Source organism: Variovorax sp. GW823-FHT02B07, from assembly GCF_058797695.1.
Genome location: NZ_JBXAJX010000007.1, coordinates 106910 through 127771 on the forward strand (window position 1 = coordinate 106910; position 20862 = coordinate 127771).

Consider the following 20862-nt stretch of genomic DNA (forward strand, 5'->3'; position numbering starts at 1 on the left):
AACAACCACCGGAGACATCGCATGACGACGACATCGAAGAACGGACTCGGGCGCACACTCGGCGCGGGCGCGGCACTGGTGCTCGCCGCAAGCACGGCGGCGGCAGCCACGGAGGCCCCCTTCCCCTCCAAGCCCGTGCGCATCATCGTGCAGTACCAGGCGGGCGGCTCGACCGACATCCTCGCGCGGCTCGTGGCCGAGGGCCTGTCCAAGCGGCTGGGCCAGCCGGTGGTGGTCGAGAACCGCAGCGGCGCGGGCGGCATCATCGGCACCGACTACGTCGCCAAGAGCCCGCCCGACGGCCACACGCTGCTGCTCACGGTGCCGGGGCCCGTCACGGCGAACCTGGTGCTCTACAGCAAGCTGCCCTACGACCCGCGCACCGACCTGCGCATGGTGTCGGACATCGCCACCACGCGCACCGTGCTGGCGGTGCACCCTTCGGTGCCGGCCACCGACTTCAAGAGCCTGATCGCCGCCGCCAAGGCCGCGCCCGGCAAGTACTCGATGGGCTCGTGGGGCCCGGGCACGCAGCCGCACCAGGTGCAGGTCTACATGGACAAGGCCTACGGCCTGCAGACGATGCACGTGCCCTACAAGGGCGAGAGCCCGATGGCGATCGACCTGATCGGCGGCGTGATCCAGATGACCGTGGGCTCGGTCACCACGCTGCAGCCGTACATCAAGGCCGGCAAGCTGCGCCCGCTGGCCGTGGCCGGCCCCCGGCGCGCCCGCGCGCTGCCCGACGTGCCCACCTTCGCCGAGCAGGGCTATGCCGACGAGGTCTACGCCATGACCGGCCCGACCTCGCTGATGGCGCCGGCCAGGACGCCCGACGCCATCGTCGAGCGCCTGGGCCGCGAGGTCAGCGCGGTGGTGCGCCAGCCCGAGGTGAGCCGGCGCATCGAGGAGCTCGGCGCCGAGCCCGTGGGCAACCTGCCGCCCGAGGCCGCCGCGGCCTACAAGGCCTTCCTGCCCGTGACGCTGAAGCTCACGCAGGCCACGGGCGTGAAGCTCGACTGAACCGTCCTCCCCTTCCCCTTTTCCGAACCCCGAGGTCTTTCCCATGAACGCTCCCGCTCCCGTGCCCGACATCGCCGCCGCCCGCAAGGCGCTCGCCCGCTCCATCGGCCTGGCCGCCTTCGTCTACGGCTATCCGCTCACCGAGACCTACCGCACCTGCGCCCTGCAGACCGCGCCGCGCGCCGAACGCCGCAGCGGCGCCTCGGCCGGCTCCGACGTGCGCGCGCCGCTGAACACGCTGCACCACGCGCCGCGCCCGTCCACCCACGAAGACCGCGACGTGGTCACGCCCGCCAACGACCTGCTCTACACCATGGCCTGGCTGCACCTGGCGCACGGGCCAATGCTGCTCACGGTGCCCGCGTCGGCACGGCACCCGGGGCGCTACTTCGTGCTGCCGCTGTACGACGCCTACACCGAGAACTTCGAGAACCTGGGCCCGCGCAACTGCAACCCCGAGGGCGAGACCGTGGTGCTCGTGGGCCCCGGCGGCACGGTGCCGGAATCGCTCGCCGCCGGCCACCGCGTGGTGCGCTGCCCGACCGACCTGGTCTGGCTCATCGGCCGCATCCTGGTGGGCGACGAGAGCGACTGGCCGGCCGCGCGCGCGCTGCAGTCGGAGATCCAGCTGACACCCGCGCCCGGCACCGTGCTGCAGGGCCGCCCGGCCGCCATCGAACAGTGGGCCGGCCCGCACGAGGACGCCATGGCCGCCGCCTTCGAGCACGGCGAGCCGGCCGCAGAAGTGGCGCCGCGCTTCTTCACCAACGTGTGCCACGCGCTGGCCGAGGCGCCGGGCCGCGTGGAAGACCGCGGCCTCGTGGCGTGGTTCGGCCAGGGCGGGCTGCTGGCGAACGCCGCGTTCTCGTGGGACGCACTCGAAGCACCGCTGCGCGAAGGCCTGATCGAAGGCTTCGCCGAGGGCGTGCAGCTGGTCGGCGCGGTGGGCCGCAACCGCCGGCCCAAGCCCTGGTCGATGACGCCGGCCACCGGCCGCTACGGCAACGAGTTCCTCGGCCGCGCGCGCACCGCCTACCTGGGCCTGGGCGCGCTGGCCACCAGCGAGGCGGTGTACGCCGCCGCGCACCACGACGCCACGCAGGAGCCGCTGGACGGCCAGCGCCGCTACACGATGCGCTTCGAGGCCGGCGACCTGCCGCCCGCGGACGCCTTCTGGTCGGTCACGCTGTACGACAGCGACCGTTTTCTCTACCCCAACGACATCCGCCGCCACGCCATCGGCGACCGCACGCCCGGGCTGAAGCGCAACGCCGACGGCAGCCTCGAACTGGTGGTGGGCCACGCGCGCCCCGCCGACGCCGCCAACTGGCTGCCCGCGCCGGCCGGGCGCTTCTACCTGATCCTGCGCATGTACTACCCGCGCGAGGGCGTGCAGAGCTGGCGCATCCCGGCCCTGCAGGCACAAGAGGGCTGAGCACGATGCAGCCGCACACCGACTCCCTTCACGCCCTGGCCGAAGAGGCCGTGGTCTACGCCTACCCGCTGTACGAGATGAGCCGCATGCGCGCGGCCACCTCGCCGCACCGCACCGACGCCGCCGGCGAGGCGCCCAAGCCGCTGCGCTGGTGCAACGTGTTCACGCACGCGCGCCAGCTGCTGGGCGCGGGCAAGAGCCGCGTCGTCACGCCGAACAACGACACGCTCTACACCAACGCCTGGCTCGACCTGGGCGAGGGCCCGCTCGTGATCGACGTGCCCGACACCGCCGGGCGCTACTACGTGCTGGGCCTGCTCGACTTCTTCACCAACCCCTTCGCCCACCTGGGCCAGCGCCTCACGGGCACGGCGGCGCGCGCCTTCGCGATCACGCCACCGGGATGGCGCGGCACGCTGCCCGCCGCCTTCGATGCGCCGGGCGCGCGCATCGAAGCGCCCACGCGCTGGCTGTGGATCATCGGGCGCCTGCTGGTCGACGGCCCGCAGGACGTGCCGGCCGTCAACGCGCTGCAGGACGGTTTTCTCGTGCGCACGCTGGCCGACTGGGAGGCCGGCCGCGCCTCGGCGCCGCGCGCCTTCGATCCGGCCTGCGACCCGAAGGCGCCGCTCACGGCCGCGCACTTCGCCGCGCAGGTGAATGCGGCGCTGCGCGACAACGCACCGCCGGCTGGTGATGCCGCGCAGCTCGCGCGCTATGCATCGCTCGGCATCGGGCCTGCTGCAGGGGCACTCGACGACAGCCAGCGCGCCGCGCTGCAGGCCGCGCTCGACACCGTGCTGCCGCGGCTGCGCGAGGCGCAGTCGGGCCGCACCACGGCCTCGGGCTGGGTGCAGATGCCGCTGGTGGAAGGCTCCTTCGGCGACGACCACCTGGCGCGCGCGCTGATCGCGCTCAAGTACATCGGCATGCTCGAAAGCCGCGAGGCCACCTACCCCATGGCCTGGCACGACGCCACCGGCGAAGCCCTCACCGGCCAGCGTCGCTACACGCTGCGCTTCGCGCCCGACGCGCTGCCGCCGGTCGACGCCTTCTGGTCGCTCACGATGTACGACACGCGCGACTACATGCTGGTCGACAACCCGATCGACCGCTACGCCGTCGGCGACCGCACGCCGGGGCTGCGGCGCGACGCGGACGGCGGGCTCACGCTGCACATCCAGCACGCACGCCCCGAAGGCGAGGCCGCATTCGCCAACTGGCTGCCGGCGCCCGAAGGCAGCTTCTACCTGTGCCTGCGCGCCTACGTGCCGCGCGCCGAACTGCTCGACGGCCGCTACCAGCTGCCGCCCCTCACCGTCACCAAGGATTCCGCATGAGTGCCACCGCTGAAAAACCCCAAGCCACAGAAGAAGAAAAGCCCTTCCTCATCGTCGGCACCGGCACCGAAACCGTCGCGCCGGGCCTGCACATCCTGCGCGGGCAGGGGCAGTCCTTCGTGGCCGAGACCAACGTGGGCCTGGTCGTCGTCGACGCCGGCCCGGGCGGCTCGGTGACGCAGGGCATGATCGACGCGCTGCGCCAGCTCAGCGACGCGCCAGTGCATGCGCTGTGCTTCAGCCACGGCCACATCGGCTACAACGCCGGCGTGCCGATGTGGCTGGCCCATGCCGCCGCGCGCGGCGATGCGCCGCCGCGCATCATTGCGCACCGCAACGTGCCGCGCCGCCTGGCGCGCTACCGCGAGACGCTGGCCCTGCAGCACCGCATGGCCGAGATCCAGTTCAACCGCCCCGCCGGCTTCTTCGACCACCGGCTGGTGACGCACCCGCCCACCGAGACCTTCGACGACGTGCTGCAGATCGGCAGCGGCGAGCGCCGCATCGAGCTGCGCTGGGCGCCCTCGGAAACCGACGACGCGATCGCGCTGTGGAGCCCGGCGCAGCGCGTGCTGTACGGCGGCGCGGCGCTGATCGATTCGATTCCCAACATCGGCACGCCCTTTCGCACGATGCGCGACACGGTGCGCTGGGCCGACACGCTGGAGGCGCTGGCGGCATTGAAGCCGCGCAAGGCGGTGCGCGAATTCGGCGCCACGCTCGAGGGCGAAGACCAGGTGCAGCACGTGCTCGTGCACACGGCCCGCGCGCTGCGCTGGGTGCGCGCCGAGGTGGTGCGGCTCATGAACGAGGGGCTCAACGAGCGCGACATCCTGGCGCGCATCCGCTTTCCCGACGAGCTGTTCGCGGTCGAGTGGATGAAACCCACCTACGGCGACCCGGGCTACATCGTGCGCGACATCTACCGCTCGGAGAACGGCTGGTGGGACCGCAACCCGACCTCGCTGCACCCGGCCGCGCCCGAGGCCATCGGCCGCGTGGTGGCCGACGCCATCACCGACAAGCGCGGCGTGATCGACCAGGCACGTGCGCTGGCGGCGGCCAAGCAGTGGCAGCTCGCGCTGCACGTGATCGACCTGCTGGCCACCGCCGAGGGCGAGGCCAGCGAGATCGCCGAGGCGCGCTCGCTCAAGGCCGAATGGCTGCGCGAGCGGGCCCGCGAAGTGCCCAGTTACGTCTCGCGCAACCTGTATCGCGTGGGCGCGGACATGATCGAACAAGGCACGCAGGCGCGCTTCGGCATCCGCTGAAGCCTTTCCATCGGAGACACGGACCATGACAACGACAACACCATTCCGCTTCGGCCTGCGCACGCTCGCCGCCTGTTCCCTGGCCGCACTGGCAACGGCCAGCCACGCACAACAGACCGACAGCTACCCCGACAAGCCCGTGACGCTGGTCGTGCCCACCGCGGCGGCCGGCGGCACCGACACCATCGCGCGACTGATCGGCGACGGCCTCGGCAAGATCCTGAAGCAGCCCTTCGTGGTCGACAACCGCCCGGGCGCCAACGGCATCCTCGGCAGCGAGGTGGTGGCGCGTTCCACGCCCGACGGCTACCGGCTGCTGTTCACCTACGCCGCGACGATGGTGGTGAACCCCAGCCTCTACAAGAAGCTGCCCTACGACCCGCTGAAGGACTTCATGCCCATCGCCCAGGTCGGGCGCGGCGGCAACCTGCTGCTGGTGCGCAAGGACCTGCCGGTGAAGACGATCCAGGAGTTCGTCGCCTACGCCAAGGCGCGCCCCGACAAGCTCAGCTACTGCTCGTGGGGCAACGGCTCGGGCGGCCACCTGGCGATGGAAAGCCTCAAGAAACAGGCCGGCCTCGTCATGACGCACGTGCCCTACAAGGGCAGCGGCCCCTGCGTGCAGGACCTCGTGGGCGGGCAGGTCGATGCGGCCTTCGCCGACATCTCCTCGACCGTGGAGATCGTGCGCGCCGGGCGCATCCGCGCGCTGGCCAACAGCGGCCCCTCGCGCATCCCGATGCTGCCCGACGTGCCGACCATGACCGAGAGCGGCTACCCCTTCACCACCTACGCCTGGTACGGCCTGCTGGCGCCGGCCAAGACGCCGCCGGCGATCGTGAAGAAGCTCAACGAGGCCGTGAACCAGGTGCTGCGCGACCCCGCGGTGGTGCGCCGCATGTACGAGCTGAACTTCAACGACCTGCCGCAGAACACGCCCGAGCAGTTCACCGCCACCATCCGCAGCGACCTGCGCGACTGGGGCGCGCTGGTGAAGGACATCGGCCTGACGCTCGAATGAACACCCTGGCCGGCCTGACCAAGGGTAAGCAACATGGTCGGCCGGCGGCGCTTCCCACACACTGCGCCGTGACAGGCACGGTTTCTGCTCATCGGTGGGGCGATGGCAACTGCGCCAGCGCGCACCATGACCGAGCTTCTTCACTTCAGCCGACAACTCACCGCCGAAGCCCAGGCCCAAGCCTCGGGCGTGGGCACCTGGAAGCAGCACTACGAGCAGTTGTCGAACGGCCGCTTCGAGGGGCTGTCCGAAGACCTGCACCTGGATTTCGTGCAGGTGTTCCACGAACACGCCAACCAGACGGTGCTGCAGCACGGCCACGGCCGCCCGGGCGCCCTGTGCCTGGCCGTGATCGACGTGACGGCCCCGGGCAGCTGGTACTGCGGCCACGACCTCGACGGGCGGCGGCTCATCGCGCTGTCGCCGCAGCGCGAGTTCGAGCTGCTGGCCGGCGCCGGCATGGACCTGATGGCCGTGTGCGTCGACACCGAACCGCTGGCGAAGCTGGCCACCACCCTGTTCGGCCCCGACTTCGCGCTGCGCATGCCCGCGCCCGCGCCGGTGCAGCACCCCGGCTTCGACGAAACCGCCTTCACCCGCCTGCTGGGCGCCGCCCTGTCGCTGGCGCGCGACAACCTCGCGCAGCTCGAACAGCCGGCCGCGCGCCACATGCTGTCGCTGTCGCTGGCCGACGCGGTGCTGCAGTGCATGGGCTCGAAGGCCTTCGAGGCCCGGCTGCCCGCCAGCACGGCGGCGCGCCGCCACATCGTGGCCAAGGCGCGCGAGTACATGCAGGCGCACGCCGACGAGCCCATCAGCGTGCCCGACCTGTGCGCGGCCACGGGCGTGTCGCGCCGCTCGCTGCAGTACGCCTTCGAGGACGTGCTGCACCTGAGCCCCGTCACCTACCTGCGCGTGATGCGCCTGAACCGCGTGCGCTGCGAGATGCAGGCCTGCCGCGAGGACACCATCGGCGACATCGCCGCGCGCTGGGGCTTCTGGCACCTGTCGCGCTTCGCCATCGACTACGCGCGCCTGTTCGGCGAGCTGCCGTCCGCCACGCGCGCGCGGTGGTTTGCCAAATCTTGATAACGCCCGCGCCGGCGGCGCTCTTACCTTCGCGGTTGTCCACCACAACACGCGAAGAAGGATGCAGCCATGCGCAGCAGCTACCACCGAACGCCCGGCCGCGGCGCCGCACGGCGTCTCCTGGGCACCGCCCTGGCCTCTGCCCTGGCGCTCGCCCTCGGCCCCCTGAGCACTGAGCCGGCCCTGGCCCACGGCGGCGCGGCCCACATGGTGCCGCTGAAGAAGACGGTGGAAGACTTCGGCGGCACGCTGCGCTGGGACAGCTTTGCCAACGTGTTCACCGTGGCGCGCAACGGCACGCTGGTGCGCCTGAAGCCCAGCTCGAAGACGGCGCTGGTCAACGGCCAGCCGATGCAGCTGGACGTGCCCGTCGTCATGCGCAAGGGCGCGGCCTACGTGCCGCACGACTTCGTGAACCAGGTGTTCCAGTCCAGCCTGGACAAGACCTTCGTGGTCGAGCGCGTGCCCAACCCGTTGAACCCGCTCACCGAGGCCGAGATCCAGGCCACGCTCGAGGTGCTGAAGGCCTCGGGGCGCCACAAGGCCGGCCTGCGCTTCACCGAGATCAGCGTGAAGCGCCCGCCCAAGGACGAGGTCTGGAACTTCGCGCTCACCGGCCAGCCCGTGCGCGCGCCGCGCCAGGCGGCCTTCGTGGCGCTGGACGGCAAGAAGGTCATCGAGGGCACGGTCGACCTCGCGGCGCGCACGCTCACCGCATGGAAACCCATCGAGGGCGCGCACGGCATGGTGCTGCTGGACGACTTTGCCACCGTGCAGAGCGCCATCGAGGCCAGCCCCGACTACGCCAAGGCGCTCGCCACGCGCGGCATCGCCGACGTGAAGAAGGTGGTGGCCACGCCGCTCACCGTGGGCTACTTCGACGGCAAGGATTCGCTGCGCCAGGAAGACCGCCTGCTGAAGGTCGTGAGCTACCTGGACGTGGGCGACGGCAACTACTGGGCCCACCCCATCGAGGGCCTGGTGGCGGTGGTCGATCTGGAGCAGAAGAAGGTCATCAAGATCGAGGACGGCGGCCTGGTGCCCGTGCCGCTCAAGCCCACGCCCTACGACGGTCGCGACCGCGCGGCCACGCCCGCGCCCAAGCCGCTGGAGATCACCGAGCCCGAGGGCAAGAACTACACGATCACCGGCCACACGATGCACTGGCGCAACTGGGACTTCCATGTGCGGCTCGACTCGCGCGTGGGCCTGGTGCTGTCCACCGTCACCTACAACGACAAGGGCACGAAGCGCAAGGTGATGTACGAAGGCTCGCTGGGCGGCATGATCGTGCCCTACGGCGACCCCGACACCGGCTGGTACTTCAAGGCGTATCTCGACTCGGGCGAGTACGGCATGGGCACGCTCACCTCGCCCATCGAGCCGAACAAGGACGCGCCGCAGAACGCCGTGCTGCTGGACGCCACGCTGGCCGACTACACCGGCGCCCCCACCAAGGTGCCGCGCGCCATCGCCGTCTTCGAGCGCTATGCCGACCCCGAGTTCAAGCACCAGGAAATGGGCAAGCCCAACATCAGCACCGAGCGGCGCGAGCTGGTGGTGCGCTGGATCAGCACGGTGGGCAACTACGACTACCTGTTCGACTGGGTGTTCGCCGAGAACGGCACCATCGGCATCCACGCCGGCGCCACCGGCATCGAGGCCGTGAAGGGCGTGAAGGCGCGCACCATGCAGGACCCCACGGCCGCCGAGGACACGCGCTACGGCACGCTGCTGGACCACCACATCGTCGGCACCACGCACCAGCACATCTACAACTTCCGCCTCGACTTGGACGTGGACGGCGAGCAGAACACGCTCACCGAGGTCGACCCCGTGGTGCTGCCCAACACGCGCGGCGGCCCGCGCACCAGCACCATGCAGACGGTGCAGCGCACGGTGCGCACCGAGCAGCAGGCGGCGCAGAAGTTCGACCCCTCGACCATCCGCCTGCTGAGCAACCCGTCGCGCAACAACAAGGTCGGCAACCCGGTGTCGTACCAGCTGGTGCCGTACGCGGGCGGCACGCACCCGATTGCCAAGGGCGCCAACTTCGCGAAGGACGAGTGGATCAACCACCGCTTGAGCTTCATGGACCGCCAACTGTGGGTGACGCGCTACGACCCCGAGGAGCTGTTCCCCGAAGGCAAGTACCCGAACCGCTCGAACAAGGACACGGGCCTGGGCCAGTTCACGGCCGACAACCAGGAGATCGTGAACACCGACAACGTGGTGTGGCTCACCACCGGCACCACGCACGTCGCGCGCGCCGAAGAGTGGCCGATCATGCCGACCGAGTGGGTGCATGCGCTGCTCAAGCCCTGGAACTTCTTCGACGAGACGCCGACGCTGGGGCTGAACCGGCCTGCCGCGAAATGACAGCGAACGACGAGGCCATCGGCCGCTACGAAGACCTGATGACGCTGCCGCCTGCGCTGCAGGCGCCGACCTACCGCCAGATGGACCGGCTCTACGCGACGCGCGCGATCCGGCGCGGCACGCAGGTGCATCCGCTGCCCGAGGGCACGCCCGTCGACGCGCAGCGCTTCGGCATCGACGGCTTCATGGCGCGCAACCACACGGCCGGGCTGCTGGTGATCAAGGACGGCCACGTCGTGCTCGAGCGCTACGCCATGGGCAACGACGCGGCGACGAAGTGGCTGTCGTTCTCGGTCGCGAAGTCGCTGACCTCCACACTGGTCGGCGCGGCCGTGAAAGATGGCCACATCGCCAGCCTCGACGACCCGGTGGTGCGCTACCTGCCCGCGCTGCGCGGCTCGGCGTACGACGACGTGACGGTGAAGCAGGTGCTGCAGATGAGCTCGGGCGTGGCCTGGAACGAGGACTACCTCGACGCCGACTCCGACCGGCGGCAGCTGATGCGCGTGCAGCTCACGCGCGAAAAAGGCGCGGTGCTGGCGTTCATGGCGAAGCGCCCGCGCGTGGCACCGGCGGGCACGCGCTTCAACTACAGCACAGGCGAGACCTGCCTGGTCGGCGAGATCCTGGCCAGCGCGATCCGCCGGCCGATCAGCGACTACCTCTCGGAAAAAATCTGGGCGCCCTTCGGCATGGAGGCCGATGCGTACTGGCAGCTCGATGCGGTCGATGGCCAGGAGTTCACCGGCAGCGGCGTGAACGCCACGCTGCGCGACTTCGGGCGCTTCGGCCTGTTCGTGCTCGGCGGTGGCATGGCCGGCGGCCAGCAGGTGCTGCCCGACGGCTGGGTGGCCGATGCCACGCGCGTCGATGCGGCCAGCCACCTTGCGCCCGGCACGCTCGCGGGCTTCGAACCGATGGGGTACGGCTACCAATGGTGGACCTTCCCGACCGGCGAGAAGGCGCTGCCCGAACTCGACGGCGGCCTGTTCGCCGCGCTCGGCATCTTCGGCCAGCAGGTCTACATCCATCCGAAGGAACGGCTCGTGGTCGCGATCCACAGCACGTGGCCGGCGCCGATCCATCCGCCGAGCCTGGTCGAGACCGATGCGCTGCTCGGCGCACTGACCGCCGCGCTGCGCACCTGAACAGAGCGTGGCGCACGCCACGCTCTGCAACGCGTCAGGAGAAGATCACCTGCGCGTCGGTGTACTCCTTCAGCCCTTCTTCCGCGAACTCCACGCCGAGCCCCGAGGCCTTCACGCCGCCGAAGGGCGCGTTGGGCTGGATGGCGCCGTGCTTGTTGATCCACACCGAGCCGCACTCCAGGCGCGAGGCGATGCGCCTGGCATGTTCGATGTCCTTGGACCACACGGAACCGCCGAGGCCGTTCTCGCTGTCGTTGGCGGCGCGGATGGCCTCTTCGACGTCGGTGTAGCGAATGACGGGCAGCGCGGGCCCGAACTGTTCTTCGTCGACCAGCGCATCGCCGTTCTTCAGGCCCGCGACGATGGTCGCGGGGAAGAACAGGCCCTCGCCCGGTTCGCCGCCCGTGAGCACCTGGCCCTTCTTTTTCGCATCGGCCACGAGCCGCGCGACCTTGTCGAACTGCATGCGGTTCTGCACCGGGCCGAGCACGTTCTTCTCGTCCATGCCGTCGCCCATCGGCACCTGCTTCGCAAAGGCCGCGAGGTGCTCGCACACCTCGTCGTGGATGCTGGCGTGCACGTACAGGCGCTTCATGGCCGCGCAGGTCTGGCCGTTGTTGAGGAACGCGCCCCAGAACAGGCCTTCGGCAATGGCCTTGGGGTCGGCGTCGGGCAGCACGATGCCGGCGTCGTTGCCGCCGAGTTCGAGCGTGAGCCGCTTCATGGTGCTGGCGGCCGACTGCATCACCTTCTTGCCGGTGGCGCAGGAGCCGGTGAACACGATCTTGCGGATGACGGGGTCGCTCGCCATGTCGGCGCCGAGGTTGGAGGTGCGGTCGTCGCAGCTCACGCTGTTGACGACGCCTTCGGGCAGCACTTCGTTGAGCAGCTCGACAAAACGCAGCGTGGCCAGCGGCGTGTAGGGCGAGGGCTTGATGACGACCGTGTTGCCCGTGCGCAGCGCCGGCAGCACGTGCCACACGGCGATCAGCACGGGGAAGTTCCACGGCGTGATCGAGCCGACCACGCCCACGGGCTTGCGGAAGATCTCGACGTGGCCCTGCGCGTTGTCCTGCAGCACGCGCGGCGGCAGCGACAGCGCCGCGGTGGCGCCGGCCCAGGCCGCGGCGCCGCCCAGCTCCCAGCGCGACCCCAGGCCGTTGAGCGGCTTGCCCTGCTCCAGCGTGAGCAGGCGCGCCAGCTCTTCGGCATGCGCGCCGATCTTCTCGGTGACGGCGCGGCAGGCCGCGGCCAGTTCGTCGTCGGACTTTCGCGACCAGCTCGTGAAGGCCTTTTGCGCGGCGGCCACGGCGGCGGCGAGGTCGTCGCGCGAACCGTTCGGCGCGGTGCCGATCACCTGGCCGTTGGCGGGGTTGCGCACTTCGAAGGAGGCCGTGCCTGGCACCGCGCGACCGCCGATCGTCATTCTTGTCTCTTGCATTGCTTTGTCCTGGTTGGGTTGACGCTGGCGCGCGCCGCCGCAGGGCGGGCGCGCCAGGCCAATGTAGGAAAAGCAGGGGCCGGCGTCTTGGAGCCAGGCGTCAGCGAATGGACTCAGGCGTCAGTCAGTGCGCAAGCGGCCCGAGGGCGAGGCGTCCCGGCGGCACGCCGTAGCGCTTGCGGAACTCGCGGTAGAAGAACGACAGGTCGTTGAAGCCGCAGTCGTAGGCGACCACCGCGATGGCCGGCGCGGGGCCGCCCTGCCGGGCCGCCGCATCGAGCGCGGCACGCGCCGCCGCCAGCCGGGTGTCGAGGATGTGGCGGCTCGGCGAAACGCCCAGCGCCTCGAAGGCCCGCTGCAGCAGCCGCGGCGACACGCCCAGGTGCCGCGCCAGTTCGCCCGCGTGAAAGGCCGGGTCGTGGAACTGCAGCGCCACGTGGTCCATCGCGCGGCGCAGCACGCCCTCGCCCGCGTTGCGCGACAGCAGCGCCGGCGCCTGCCGCGCGCGCTCGACCAGCACCGAGCCGAACACGCCGAGAAAGGCTTCGACCAGGTGCGCGTCATCGGACTGCCCGCTGTCGAGCAGGCGCGCGAGGATGGCGCGCATCGCGAAGCCCAGCGCATCGCCGCGCCGCACGCACACGCCGCCCTGCAGCGTGGGGCCGAAGCGCGCGAGCATGTCGGCGCGCGGCAGGTGCACCGACACCTGCTGCGAGCTGGCGCCGTCGTAGACGAACTCCGAGGGCCGCGCCGAATCGATCAGCACGATGTCGCCGGCCTGCACCGCGATCTGCTGCGCGCCCTGGCACATGAGCGCACCGCCGTGGTCCTGGAACACGAGGAAGAAATGCTCGCGGTCGTCGCGCCGGATGGCCTGCGCATCGCGGTGCACGCGCTGCAGGTTCTGGCCGATGAGCGCCACGTCGACCCCGCCGGCGCGCCGCACCTCGATGCCGCCCGAGACGGTCTGCTGGCGCGGCATGGGCACGGGCGTGAAGTTGCCGCACACGGCCTGCAGGCGCGGGCCGACGAGCTCGAACGGCATCTCGGCGCGCATCCGCGGCGTCAGCGGGCCGCCGCTCAGGTGCGCGGGCGAATCGAAGAAAGAAGCGCTCACAGAGGGTGTCTCCTTGCAGGGCGCCGGGCCAGCGCTCAGTCCTCGTCCATGACCCGCGAGCGGCCGAACCAGAAGCCGAGCACCAGGCCGACCGTGGCGGCACCGATGCCGCCCCACAGGCTCAGGAAAGTGTAGACGTTGTAGCGCCCCGGATGCTGCGCGAGCGCACTCGCCAGTGCGGGTTCATTGAGGCCGCCGAGCCCGCGCGCGGCGGCGTAGTCGAAGCCCGCGGCACCCAGGAAATGCGGTGCCACGAGGATCGGCAGCGCCGTGAAGAACGGAAACCACGCGCCGCGCATCCGGCGCCAACGCATGAAGATCGCCGCGACGAGCAGCACCGCGCCGACCGCGACGGTGCCGAGCGCGAAGGGCTGGCGCGCGAGCGGCAGCAGCCAGGGCCAGATCCACGGCAGCGGGTACAGCGGCCATTCGGCGCGCGGCGCCAACCCACCCGGCCGCGCGACGACCGACCAGCCCAGCGTGTCGAGGCCGCTGAACACCAGCGCCGACACGCAGGCCACGGCCGCGACGAGCAGGCACACGCTGCGAAACGGAGACGCGCTGCCTTGCAGAAAGCCGGGCGATGGCTCCGGTGGCAACGCCGGCGACCGGGGCCAGCCCGACTGCCAGTGCCGCACGACGATCGACGGCGGCACCGGCGGCGGTGCCACGTCACCGCGCACCAGCCAGTCGATGAACAGGATGCCGACCGCGAAAGCCATGACCGCCGTGAGCCATGCGCAGACGCCCGGCATGTCGACGAAGCCGGCCGGCGTCAGCATCGGCAACTGGCCGTAGGCCACGCCCGCGAAGCCGTAGAGCCAGATGATCGGCACCGACAAGGCCATGGCCGTGTGCATGAGCACGGCGTCGGTTTCGGCCGACTCGTGGCGCAGCGCCTGCGCGCGCGACCACGCCTCGCGCCAACTCACTTCGCCAGGGCTTTCAGTGCCATCTTGATGCCGTCGCTCACGCTCGCGTCCTTCGGCAGCGCCTTCAGCGCGAGCGCGGCTTCCTTGTCGCTGTAGCCCAGCGCCACCAGCGCCTGCAGGATGTCGGCCTGCGCGTCGGACGCGGCATGCGCCGGCAGGCCGATGTCGGCGCCCAGCTTGCCCTTGAGCTCCAGCAGCAGCCGCTCGGCGGTCTTCTTGCCGATGCCCGGGATCTTCACGAGCCGGCCCAGCTCCTGCGTGGTGATGGCCTGCGCCAGCTCGCCCACGCTCATGCCCGAGAGCAGGCCCAGCGCGGTGCGCGGGCCCACGCCGGTGATCTTGATGAGCTGGCGGAAAGCCGCCCGCTCCTCGGCGGTGCCGAAGCCGTAGAGAATCTGCGCGTCCTCGCGCACGACGAAGTGCGTGAGCAGCGACACCTTCGCGCCGACGTTGGGCAGGTTGTAGAACGTGCTCATCGGCACGTCGACCTCGTAGCCGACGCCGTTGCAGTCCACCACCACCTGCGGGGGGTTGCGCTCTGCGAGCGTGCCGGTCAGTTTGCCTATCATTGGCTCCCCCCCGTTGCTTGCTCACTTCGTGTAGCCGCGTCCCCCCTCAAGGGGGCAACACCGGCGGCCCGGCAAAGCCGGTTCCGCGGTGTTACCCGCCTTGGATTGCGTTTTTTCGAGCGTGGCTGGTCTTGCATGGGCTGCCAATTAGATGGAAATGGATACCGCGTGATTCTGCGACACACCTTTACCCCCCTGAACAATTCGCGCCTCGGCCACCTGTGCGGCCCGCTGGATGCGCACCTGCGCCGCATCGAGGACGCCCTGGGCGTGAAGATCGCGCACCGCCACGAGCAGTTCAAGGTCGACGGCCCCAAGGCCCCGGCGCAGCGCGCCATGGAGGTGCTGCAGGCGCTGTACGAGATCGCCCAGCGCGCCATCGACCCGGCCGTGGTGCAGCTCACGCTGGCCGGCGACGGCTCGATGAGCGACGAGGACGCGGCCATGCTCGTCACGCGCCGCGCCGACCTTCGCGCGCGCACGCCCACGCAGGCGCTGTACCTGGACAACATCGCCAAGCACGACATCACCTTCGGCATCGGCCCGGCCGGCACCGGCAAGACCTACCTGGCGGTGGCTTGCGCGGTCGATGCGCTGGAGCGCGCGGCGGTGCAGCGCATCGTGCTCACGCGCCCCGCCGTGGAAGCCGGCGAGCGGCTGGGCTTTCTGCCGGGCGACCTGACGCAGAAGGTCGACCCCTACCTGCGCCCGTTGTACGACGCGCTGTACGACCTCATGGGCTACGAGAAGGTGCAGAAGGCCTTCGAGCGCAACGTGCTCGAGATTGCGCCGCTGGCCTTCATGCGCGGGCGCACGCTGAACAACGCCTTCGTGATCCTCGACGAGGCGCAGAACACCTCGGTGGAGCAGATGAAGATGTTCCTCACGCGCATCGGCTTCGGTGCCAAGGCGGTGGTGACGGGCGACGTGAGCCAGATCGACCTGCCCAAGCAGCAGCTCAGCGGCCTGATCGACGCCGAGCGCGTGCTCAAGCGCGTGGCCGGCATCGCGACCACGCACTTCACGAGCGCCGACGTGGTGCGCCACCCACTGGTGGCGAAGATCGTCGATGCCTACGACGGCCAGCGCAAGCGCTCGGGAGGCCACTGACATGGCGGCCTCTCTGCTTCCGGCCCTGTCGCTGTCGCTGCAGTTCGGGCGCTTCAAGGGCGTGGAGCGGCACCGCGCCGCGCTGCCGCGCCACAGCGTGACGCGCTGGATCCGCCACGCGCTGGACATCGACGGCGAGATCACCGTGCGCATCGTCGATGCCGAGGAGGGCCAGCGCCTGAACCGCGAGTTCCGCGGCAAGGACTACGCCACCAACGTGCTCACCTTCGACTATGCGCAGGGCCCGGTCGTGATGGCCGACCTGGTGCTGTGCGCGCCCGTGGTGGCACGCGAGGCCAAGGAAAACCGCAAGACGCTCGCCGCGCACTACGCGCACCTGCTGGTGCACGGCACGCTGCACGCGCAGGGCTGGGACCACGAAACGAGCGAGGCCGACGCGGACGAGATGGAAGCGTACGAAATCGAGATCCTCGCGGGCCTGGGCATCCGCAGCCCGTACGGGCGCTGAGCGGAGGTCGCGATGGCGTCGGGCACCGATCCCTGGCTGCCGCGCTGGCTGCCGCTGCTGCGCGCATGCGCCGGCGACGGGCCGGTGCTCGAACTGGGGTGTGCAGCGGGTCGCGACACCGCCACGCTGGTCGACGCCGGCTTGCGGGTGGTGGCGGTCGAGCTGTCGTCCGACGCCCTGGCGCAGGCGCGGCAACGCGTGCCCGCAGGGGCCGAGTTCCATTGCGGCGATTTCCGCGACGCATGGCCGCTCGCGGAGGGCGCCACGGTCGGCGCCGTGCTCGCGAGCCTGTCGCTGCACTACTTCGCGTGGGACGAGACGCTGGCACTGGTGCGGCGCATCCACCGCGTGCTGCAGCCCGGCGGCGTGCTGCTGTGCCGCCTCAACTCGGTCAACGACCGGCATCACGGCGCGCGCGGCCCGTCGACCAGCGGGCGGGACGAAGACTTTTTCTACACGGTGGACGGCGTCCCCAAGCGCTTCTTCGACCGCGCCGCGGTCGAGCGGCTGTTTGCCGACGGCTGGCAACTGCAGCACCTCGAGGAGGTGCGCGTGCTGCGCTACGACGAACCGAAGGTGGCGTGGGAAGCGGTGATCCGGCCTACGCCGTCATCTGCAGCGGGATCGTGACCGGCCCGTCGTTCAGCAGGTGCACCTGCATGTCGGCACCGAACTCGCCCGTTGCCACCACCGGGTGCGCGCCGCGCGCCTGCGCCACGAAGTACTCGTAGAGCCGGCGGCCCTCGTCGGGCGGCGCCGCGAGCGTGAAGCTGGGGCGGTTGCCGCCGCTCACGTCGGCGGCCAGCGTGAACTGGCTCACGACCAGCAGGCCGCCGCCGATGTCCTGCACGCTGCGGTTCATCTTGCCGGCCTCGTCCGAGAAGATGCGCAGCTTGAGGATCTTGGCGAGCAGGCGGTCGGCCACATTGTCGGCGTCGCCGCGTTCGGCGCACAGCAGCACCAGCAGGCCGGCCTCGATGGCGCCGACGGTCTGGCCGGCAATGTCGACGCGGGCGTGGGCGACGCGCTGGAGCACGGCTTTCATGAATGGTGGTCCTCGAGTCGGGTGGCGCGCGCTTCCATGGTGAGCGGCAGCAGTTGGATGGTCACGCGCAGGCCGGGCACGGCGTCCATGAGCGCCTGCTCCAGCTCGTCGCGCAGGTTGGCGGCGCGCTGCAGGGTCCAGTCGCCGGGCACGTGCATGTGCAGGTCGGCAAAGCGGCGCTGGCCGGCGCCGCGCGTCACCATGTCGTCGAAGCGCAGGCGGTCGCCCTCGGCATGGTTGGCGGCGAACGCGTCGAGCGTGGCGCGCACGGTGGCGAGCGTCTCGGCATCGAGCGCCTCGTCCATCAGGCCCTGCGACGAGCGCCACACGAGCTTGAAGCCCTCGCGCACGATGTTGAGCGCCACGCCGATGGCGATCAGCGGGTCGAGCCAGAGCCAGCCGCTGAAATGCACGGCCACGATGCCGACCAGCACGCCGACCGAGGTCCACACGTCGGTCATCAGGTGGCGCCCGTCGGCCTCCAGCGCGATGGAGCGGTGCGCGCGCGCCGCGCGGAACAGCACGAACGCCAGCGCCGCGTTGAAGCCCGAGCTGATCACCGACAGCGCCAGGCCCCAGCCCAGCTGCTCCAGCGGCTGCGGCGACAGCAGCCGCAGCACCGACACCCACAGGATGGCGACGGCGGCAGCCACGATCAGCAGGCCCTCGAAGCCCGACGAGAAGTACTCGGCCTTGTGGTGGCCGTAGGGATGGTCCTCGTCGGCCGGGCGCTCGGCGATGGTCACCATGGCCAGCGCGAACATGGCGCTGGCGAGGTTGACGCAGGACTCCATGGCGTCCGAGATCAGGCCCATCGAGTTCGTCAGGTAGCCGGCCCATCCCTTCAGGAGGATGGTGATCAGGGCCACCGCGACAGAGACGCGAAGCAGCGTTTTAGGGGTCAACGTCATGCAGAAAGAACAAGATCAGGTAAAAAGGGCCTGTGCGGGCGGGCATTACGTCGCAGGAATCGGCTGAATTATCAGCCGCGTGACCATATGTAACGCCTTCGCCTTAATATTTGCGCTCATTGCGAAGCAATCAGTCACAGAGAGGCAAATGATGAAGAAATTTTTGACCGCCGCCCTCGGGCTCGCCATCGTCGGCGCAGCCACCCTGGCCCAGGCCCAGGCACCCGCCGCAGCAGCGGCCGCGCCCCAGCAGGCCGGCTTCGTGAAGACGGTCCGCGGCAACGTCCAGCTGCTCGACAGCGCCGGCGCCACGCGCACGGCCGCCCCCGGCGACGCGCTGGGCGCGGTCGATCGCATCGTGACCGGCCCGGATTCGTCGGCGGCCGTCGTGCTGCGCGACAACACCACGCTGATGGTCGGCCCGTCCTCGCGCATGGACCTGAAGGAATTCCACTTCGACGGCACCACCCGCGACGGCGGCATGCTCGTGTCGCTGCTGCGCGGCTCGATGCGCATGATCACGGGCCTCATCGGCAAGACCAACCCCGACGCCGTGCGCGTCGAAACCCAGACCGCCACCATCGGCATTCGGGGCACGGACTTCATCGTGCAGACCAACGGCCAACCCTGAAAAGATGCAGACACCGCCACGCCGCTCCCCCCTTCTTCCTGCGACCGCGCTGGTCGCCCTTTTATTGGCCGCCTGCTCCTCGCCGGGCACGCGCGTGGTGCTCCTGCCCCAAGCTGACGGCACGCCCTCCGCCGTGGTGGTGCGCGCCAAGGACGGCGAAGAAGTGCTCTCCAAGCCCTACCAGCGCGCCACGGCCGCAGTAGGCGCGAGCGGTGCGCCGGTGGTCGATCAGGCCGACGCGGCCAAGGTCCAGGCCGAGAACAAGCCCCTGTTCGACATGCGCCCGCCGCTTCCGCAGCGCTACACGGTGTTCTTCGAAGTGGGCACCACCACGCTGACGGCGGCGTCGCAGCAGATCATGACCGAGGCGCTGGCCGCCGCGCTGGCCCGCAGCGGCGGCGACATCGTGGTGACCGGCCACACCGACACCAAGGGTGCCGGCGAGCAGAACGACCAGCTGTCGCGCCGCCGCGCGCAGGAAGTGGTGCAGTTGTTCGTGGAGCGCCAGTTCCCGGCGAACCGCATCGAGGCCGTCGGCCGCGGCGAACGCGACCTGGCCGTGCCGACCGCCGACGAGGTGGACGAGCCGCGCAACCGGCGCGTGACCATCGAGGTCCGCTGACACCGCCGCCCTGCCCCCATTGAAAAAGGCCCCGAAGGGCCTTTTTTTGCGATCAGCTCAGGGTCACCCGCGCAAACTTGCGCTTGCCGACCTGCACCACGTAGCTGCCCGCGGGCAGCTTCAGGCCCTTGTCGGACACCACGACCGAGTCGATGCGCACGCCGCCGCCGTCGATCAGGCGGTTGCCCTCGCCCGACGACGACGCCAGGTTGGCCTGCTTGAGCAGCTGGCCGATGCCCAGCGGGGCACCGCTGAGCGCCACCTCGGGAATCTCGTCGGGCACGCCGCCCTTGCTGCGGTTGATGAAGTCCTGCTCCGCCGCGTCGGCTGCCGCCGCGCTGTGGAAGCGCGCGGTGATTTCCTTGGCCAGCGCCACCTTGGCGTCCTTCGGGTTGCGCCCGGCCGCGATCTCGGCCTTCAGCGCCTCGATCTGCGCCACCGACTGGAAGCTCAGCAGCGTGTACCAGCGCCACATCAGCGTGTCGGAGATCGACAGCACCTTGGCGAACATGCTGTTGGCGTCCTCGCTGATGCCGATGTAGTTGCCCTTGCTCTTGGACATTTTCTCGACGCCATCGAGCCCTTCGAGCAGCGGCATAGTGAGTATGCACTGCGGCTCTTGGCCGTATTCCTGCTGGAGATGGCGGCCGACGAGCAGGTTGAACTTCTGGTCGGTGCCGCCCAGCTCGAGGTCGCTTTCGAGCGCCACCGAGTCGTAGCCCTGCATCAGCGGGTACAGGAACTCGTGCACCGAGATCGACTGGCCGGCCTTGAAGCGCTTGTTGAAGTCGTCGCGCTCCATCATGCGCGCCACCGTGTATTTGGCCGCCAGCTGGATCATGCCGCGCGCGCCCAGCGGGTCGCTCCACTCCGAGTTGTAGCGGATCTCGGTCTTGGACTCGTCCAGCACCAGCTTGGCCTGGGCGAAGTAGGTCTCGGCGTTGGCGCGGATCTGCTCGGCCGTGAGCGGCGGGCGGGTGCTGTTGCGGCCCGAGGGGTCGCCGATCAGCGAGGTGAAGTCGCCGATCAGGAAGATCACGCGGTGCCCCAGGTCCTGGAGCTGGCGCATCTTGTTGAGCACCACCGTGTGTCCGATATGAATATCCGGGGCGGTCGGGTCCAGGCCCAGCTTGATGCGCAGCGGCTTGCCGCTGGCTTCCGCCTTCTGGAGCTTCTTGACCCACTCGTCCTGCGGCAGCAGTTCGTCAGCGCCGCGGAGGGAGATTTCGAGGGCTTGTCTTACACCATCGGAGAGGCTGGTGGATGTAACAGATTCGGCGTTCATGGGCTTTTTTGGCGGTTTTTCCGG

At 70.1% G+C, this 20862-nt stretch carries 20 protein-coding genes; 13 read left to right on the plus strand and 7 right to left on the minus strand.

Features of this window, described 5'->3' with window-relative positions; translation table 11 throughout:
• Window positions 1–21 precede the first annotated feature (21 nt).
• The 8 genes from AC1RGU_RS26585 to AC1RGU_RS26620 all read left to right on the plus strand — a co-directional run bounded on the left by AC1RGU_RS26585 (window position 22) and on the right by AC1RGU_RS26620 (window position 10706).
• Window positions 22–1023, plus strand: a complete 1002-nt coding sequence (locus tag AC1RGU_RS26585) for a Bug family tripartite tricarboxylate transporter substrate binding protein (RefSeq protein ID WP_492698753.1) — start codon at window positions 22–24, stop codon at window positions 1021–1023.
• 43 nt (window positions 1024–1066) lie between these two features.
• Window positions 1067–2458, plus strand: a complete 1392-nt coding sequence (locus tag AC1RGU_RS26590; RefSeq protein WP_492698755.1) for a DUF1254 domain-containing protein — start codon at window positions 1067–1069, stop codon at window positions 2456–2458.
• A 5-nt stretch (window positions 2459–2463) separates the two neighbouring features.
• Window positions 2464–3798, plus strand: coding sequence for a DUF1254 domain-containing protein (locus AC1RGU_RS26595; protein WP_492698757.1), 1335 nt, complete (start codon window positions 2464–2466; stop codon window positions 3796–3798).
• Window positions 3795–5069: an alkyl sulfatase dimerization domain-containing protein gene (locus AC1RGU_RS26600; RefSeq protein ID WP_492698759.1), complete on the plus strand. Its 1275-nt coding sequence runs from the start codon at window positions 3795–3797 to the stop codon at window positions 5067–5069. Before AC1RGU_RS26595 ends, AC1RGU_RS26600 begins: the two co-directional genes overlap by 4 nt.
• 25 nt (window positions 5070–5094) lie before the next feature.
• Window positions 5095–6090: a Bug family tripartite tricarboxylate transporter substrate binding protein gene (locus tag AC1RGU_RS26605; RefSeq protein ID WP_492698761.1), complete on the plus strand. Its 996-nt coding sequence runs from the start codon at window positions 5095–5097 to the stop codon at window positions 6088–6090.
• 126 nt (window positions 6091–6216) lie between these two features.
• The gene (locus tag AC1RGU_RS26610) at window positions 6217–7179 is read left to right on the plus strand and encodes a helix-turn-helix domain-containing protein (RefSeq protein WP_492698763.1); all 963 of its coding nucleotides are present in this window, start codon (window positions 6217–6219) and stop codon (window positions 7177–7179) included.
• A 69-nt stretch (window positions 7180–7248) separates the two neighbouring features.
• Entirely contained in the window at window positions 7249–9558 is a 2310-nt protein-coding gene (gene tynA, locus AC1RGU_RS26615) for a primary-amine oxidase (RefSeq protein WP_492698765.1), read from the plus strand.
• On the plus strand, window positions 9555–10706 hold the full coding sequence (locus AC1RGU_RS26620) for a serine hydrolase domain-containing protein (protein WP_492698767.1): 1152 nt from the start codon (window positions 9555–9557) through the stop codon (window positions 10704–10706). Before tynA ends, AC1RGU_RS26620 begins: the two co-directional genes overlap by 4 nt.
• Window positions 10707–10740: 34 nt before the next feature.
• Here AC1RGU_RS26620 and AC1RGU_RS26625 read toward each other — a convergent pair whose 3' ends face one another.
• From AC1RGU_RS26625 to ruvA, 4 genes are all read right to left on the minus strand, one after another.
• Window positions 10741–12147: an aldehyde dehydrogenase family protein gene (locus AC1RGU_RS26625; RefSeq protein WP_492698768.1), complete on the minus strand. Its 1407-nt coding sequence runs from the start codon at window positions 12145–12147 to the stop codon at window positions 10741–10743.
• 124 nt (window positions 12148–12271) lie between these two features.
• Window positions 12272–13264, minus strand: a complete 993-nt coding sequence (locus tag AC1RGU_RS26630; protein WP_159272810.1) for a helix-turn-helix domain-containing protein — start codon at window positions 13262–13264, stop codon at window positions 12272–12274.
• A gap of 35 nt (window positions 13265–13299) precedes the next feature.
• Window positions 13300–14196, minus strand: coding sequence for a hypothetical protein (locus AC1RGU_RS26635; RefSeq protein WP_492698770.1), 897 nt, complete (start codon window positions 14194–14196; stop codon window positions 13300–13302).
• Complete coding sequence (gene ruvA, locus AC1RGU_RS26640) at window positions 14193–14765, minus strand: Holliday junction branch migration protein RuvA (protein ID WP_056577514.1); 573 nt, start codon at window positions 14763–14765, stop codon at window positions 14193–14195. The genes AC1RGU_RS26635 and ruvA overlap by 4 nt, the downstream gene beginning before the upstream one ends.
• A gap of 168 nt (window positions 14766–14933) precedes the next feature.
• Here ruvA and AC1RGU_RS26645 point away from each other — a divergent pair, with 168 nt between their 5' ends.
• The 3 genes from AC1RGU_RS26645 to AC1RGU_RS26655 are packed head-to-tail and all read left to right on the plus strand — an operon-like array spanning window position 14934 to window position 16974.
• Window positions 14934–15875: a PhoH family protein gene (locus tag AC1RGU_RS26645; protein ID WP_062479248.1), complete on the plus strand. Its 942-nt coding sequence runs from the start codon at window positions 14934–14936 to the stop codon at window positions 15873–15875.
• Between the two features lies 1 nt (window position 15876).
• Window positions 15877–16344, plus strand: a complete 468-nt coding sequence (ybeY, locus tag AC1RGU_RS26650) for an rRNA maturation RNase YbeY (RefSeq protein WP_159279409.1) — start codon at window positions 15877–15879, stop codon at window positions 16342–16344.
• 12 nt (window positions 16345–16356) lie between these two features.
• Entirely contained in the window at window positions 16357–16974 is a 618-nt protein-coding gene (locus AC1RGU_RS26655; RefSeq protein WP_492698771.1) for a class I SAM-dependent methyltransferase, read from the plus strand.
• On the opposite strand, the gene dtd is transcribed toward AC1RGU_RS26655, so the two are convergent.
• Together dtd and AC1RGU_RS26665 are read right to left on the minus strand one after the other, a co-directional pair.
• Window positions 16946–17389, minus strand: a complete 444-nt coding sequence (dtd, locus tag AC1RGU_RS26660; protein ID WP_159279411.1) for a D-aminoacyl-tRNA deacylase — start codon at window positions 17387–17389, stop codon at window positions 16946–16948. The genes AC1RGU_RS26655 and dtd overlap by 29 nt on opposite strands.
• Window positions 17386–18300 (minus strand): cation diffusion facilitator family transporter, encoded by a 915-nt coding sequence (locus tag AC1RGU_RS26665; RefSeq protein ID WP_062479235.1) that lies wholly within the window; start codon window positions 18298–18300, stop codon window positions 17386–17388. Before AC1RGU_RS26665 ends, dtd begins: the two co-directional genes overlap by 4 nt.
• A 151-nt stretch (window positions 18301–18451) precedes the next feature.
• Between AC1RGU_RS26665 and AC1RGU_RS26670 the strand changes: the two genes are divergently transcribed.
• Complete coding sequence (locus tag AC1RGU_RS26670) at window positions 18452–18931, plus strand: FecR family protein (protein WP_492698773.1); 480 nt, start codon at window positions 18452–18454, stop codon at window positions 18929–18931.
• Window positions 18932–18935: 4 nt separating this feature from the next.
• A complete protein-coding gene (locus tag AC1RGU_RS26675) occupies window positions 18936–19553 on the plus strand; it encodes an OmpA family protein (RefSeq protein ID WP_062479230.1) in 618 nt (205 codons plus the stop codon).
• Window positions 19554–19605: 52 nt separating this feature from the next.
• Here the strand turns inward: AC1RGU_RS26675 and tyrS are convergent, their stop codons facing one another.
• On the minus strand, window positions 19606–20838 hold the full coding sequence (gene tyrS, locus AC1RGU_RS26680) for a tyrosine--tRNA ligase (protein ID WP_139706046.1): 1233 nt from the start codon (window positions 20836–20838) through the stop codon (window positions 19606–19608).
• Between the last annotated feature and the right edge of the window lie 24 nt (window positions 20839–20862).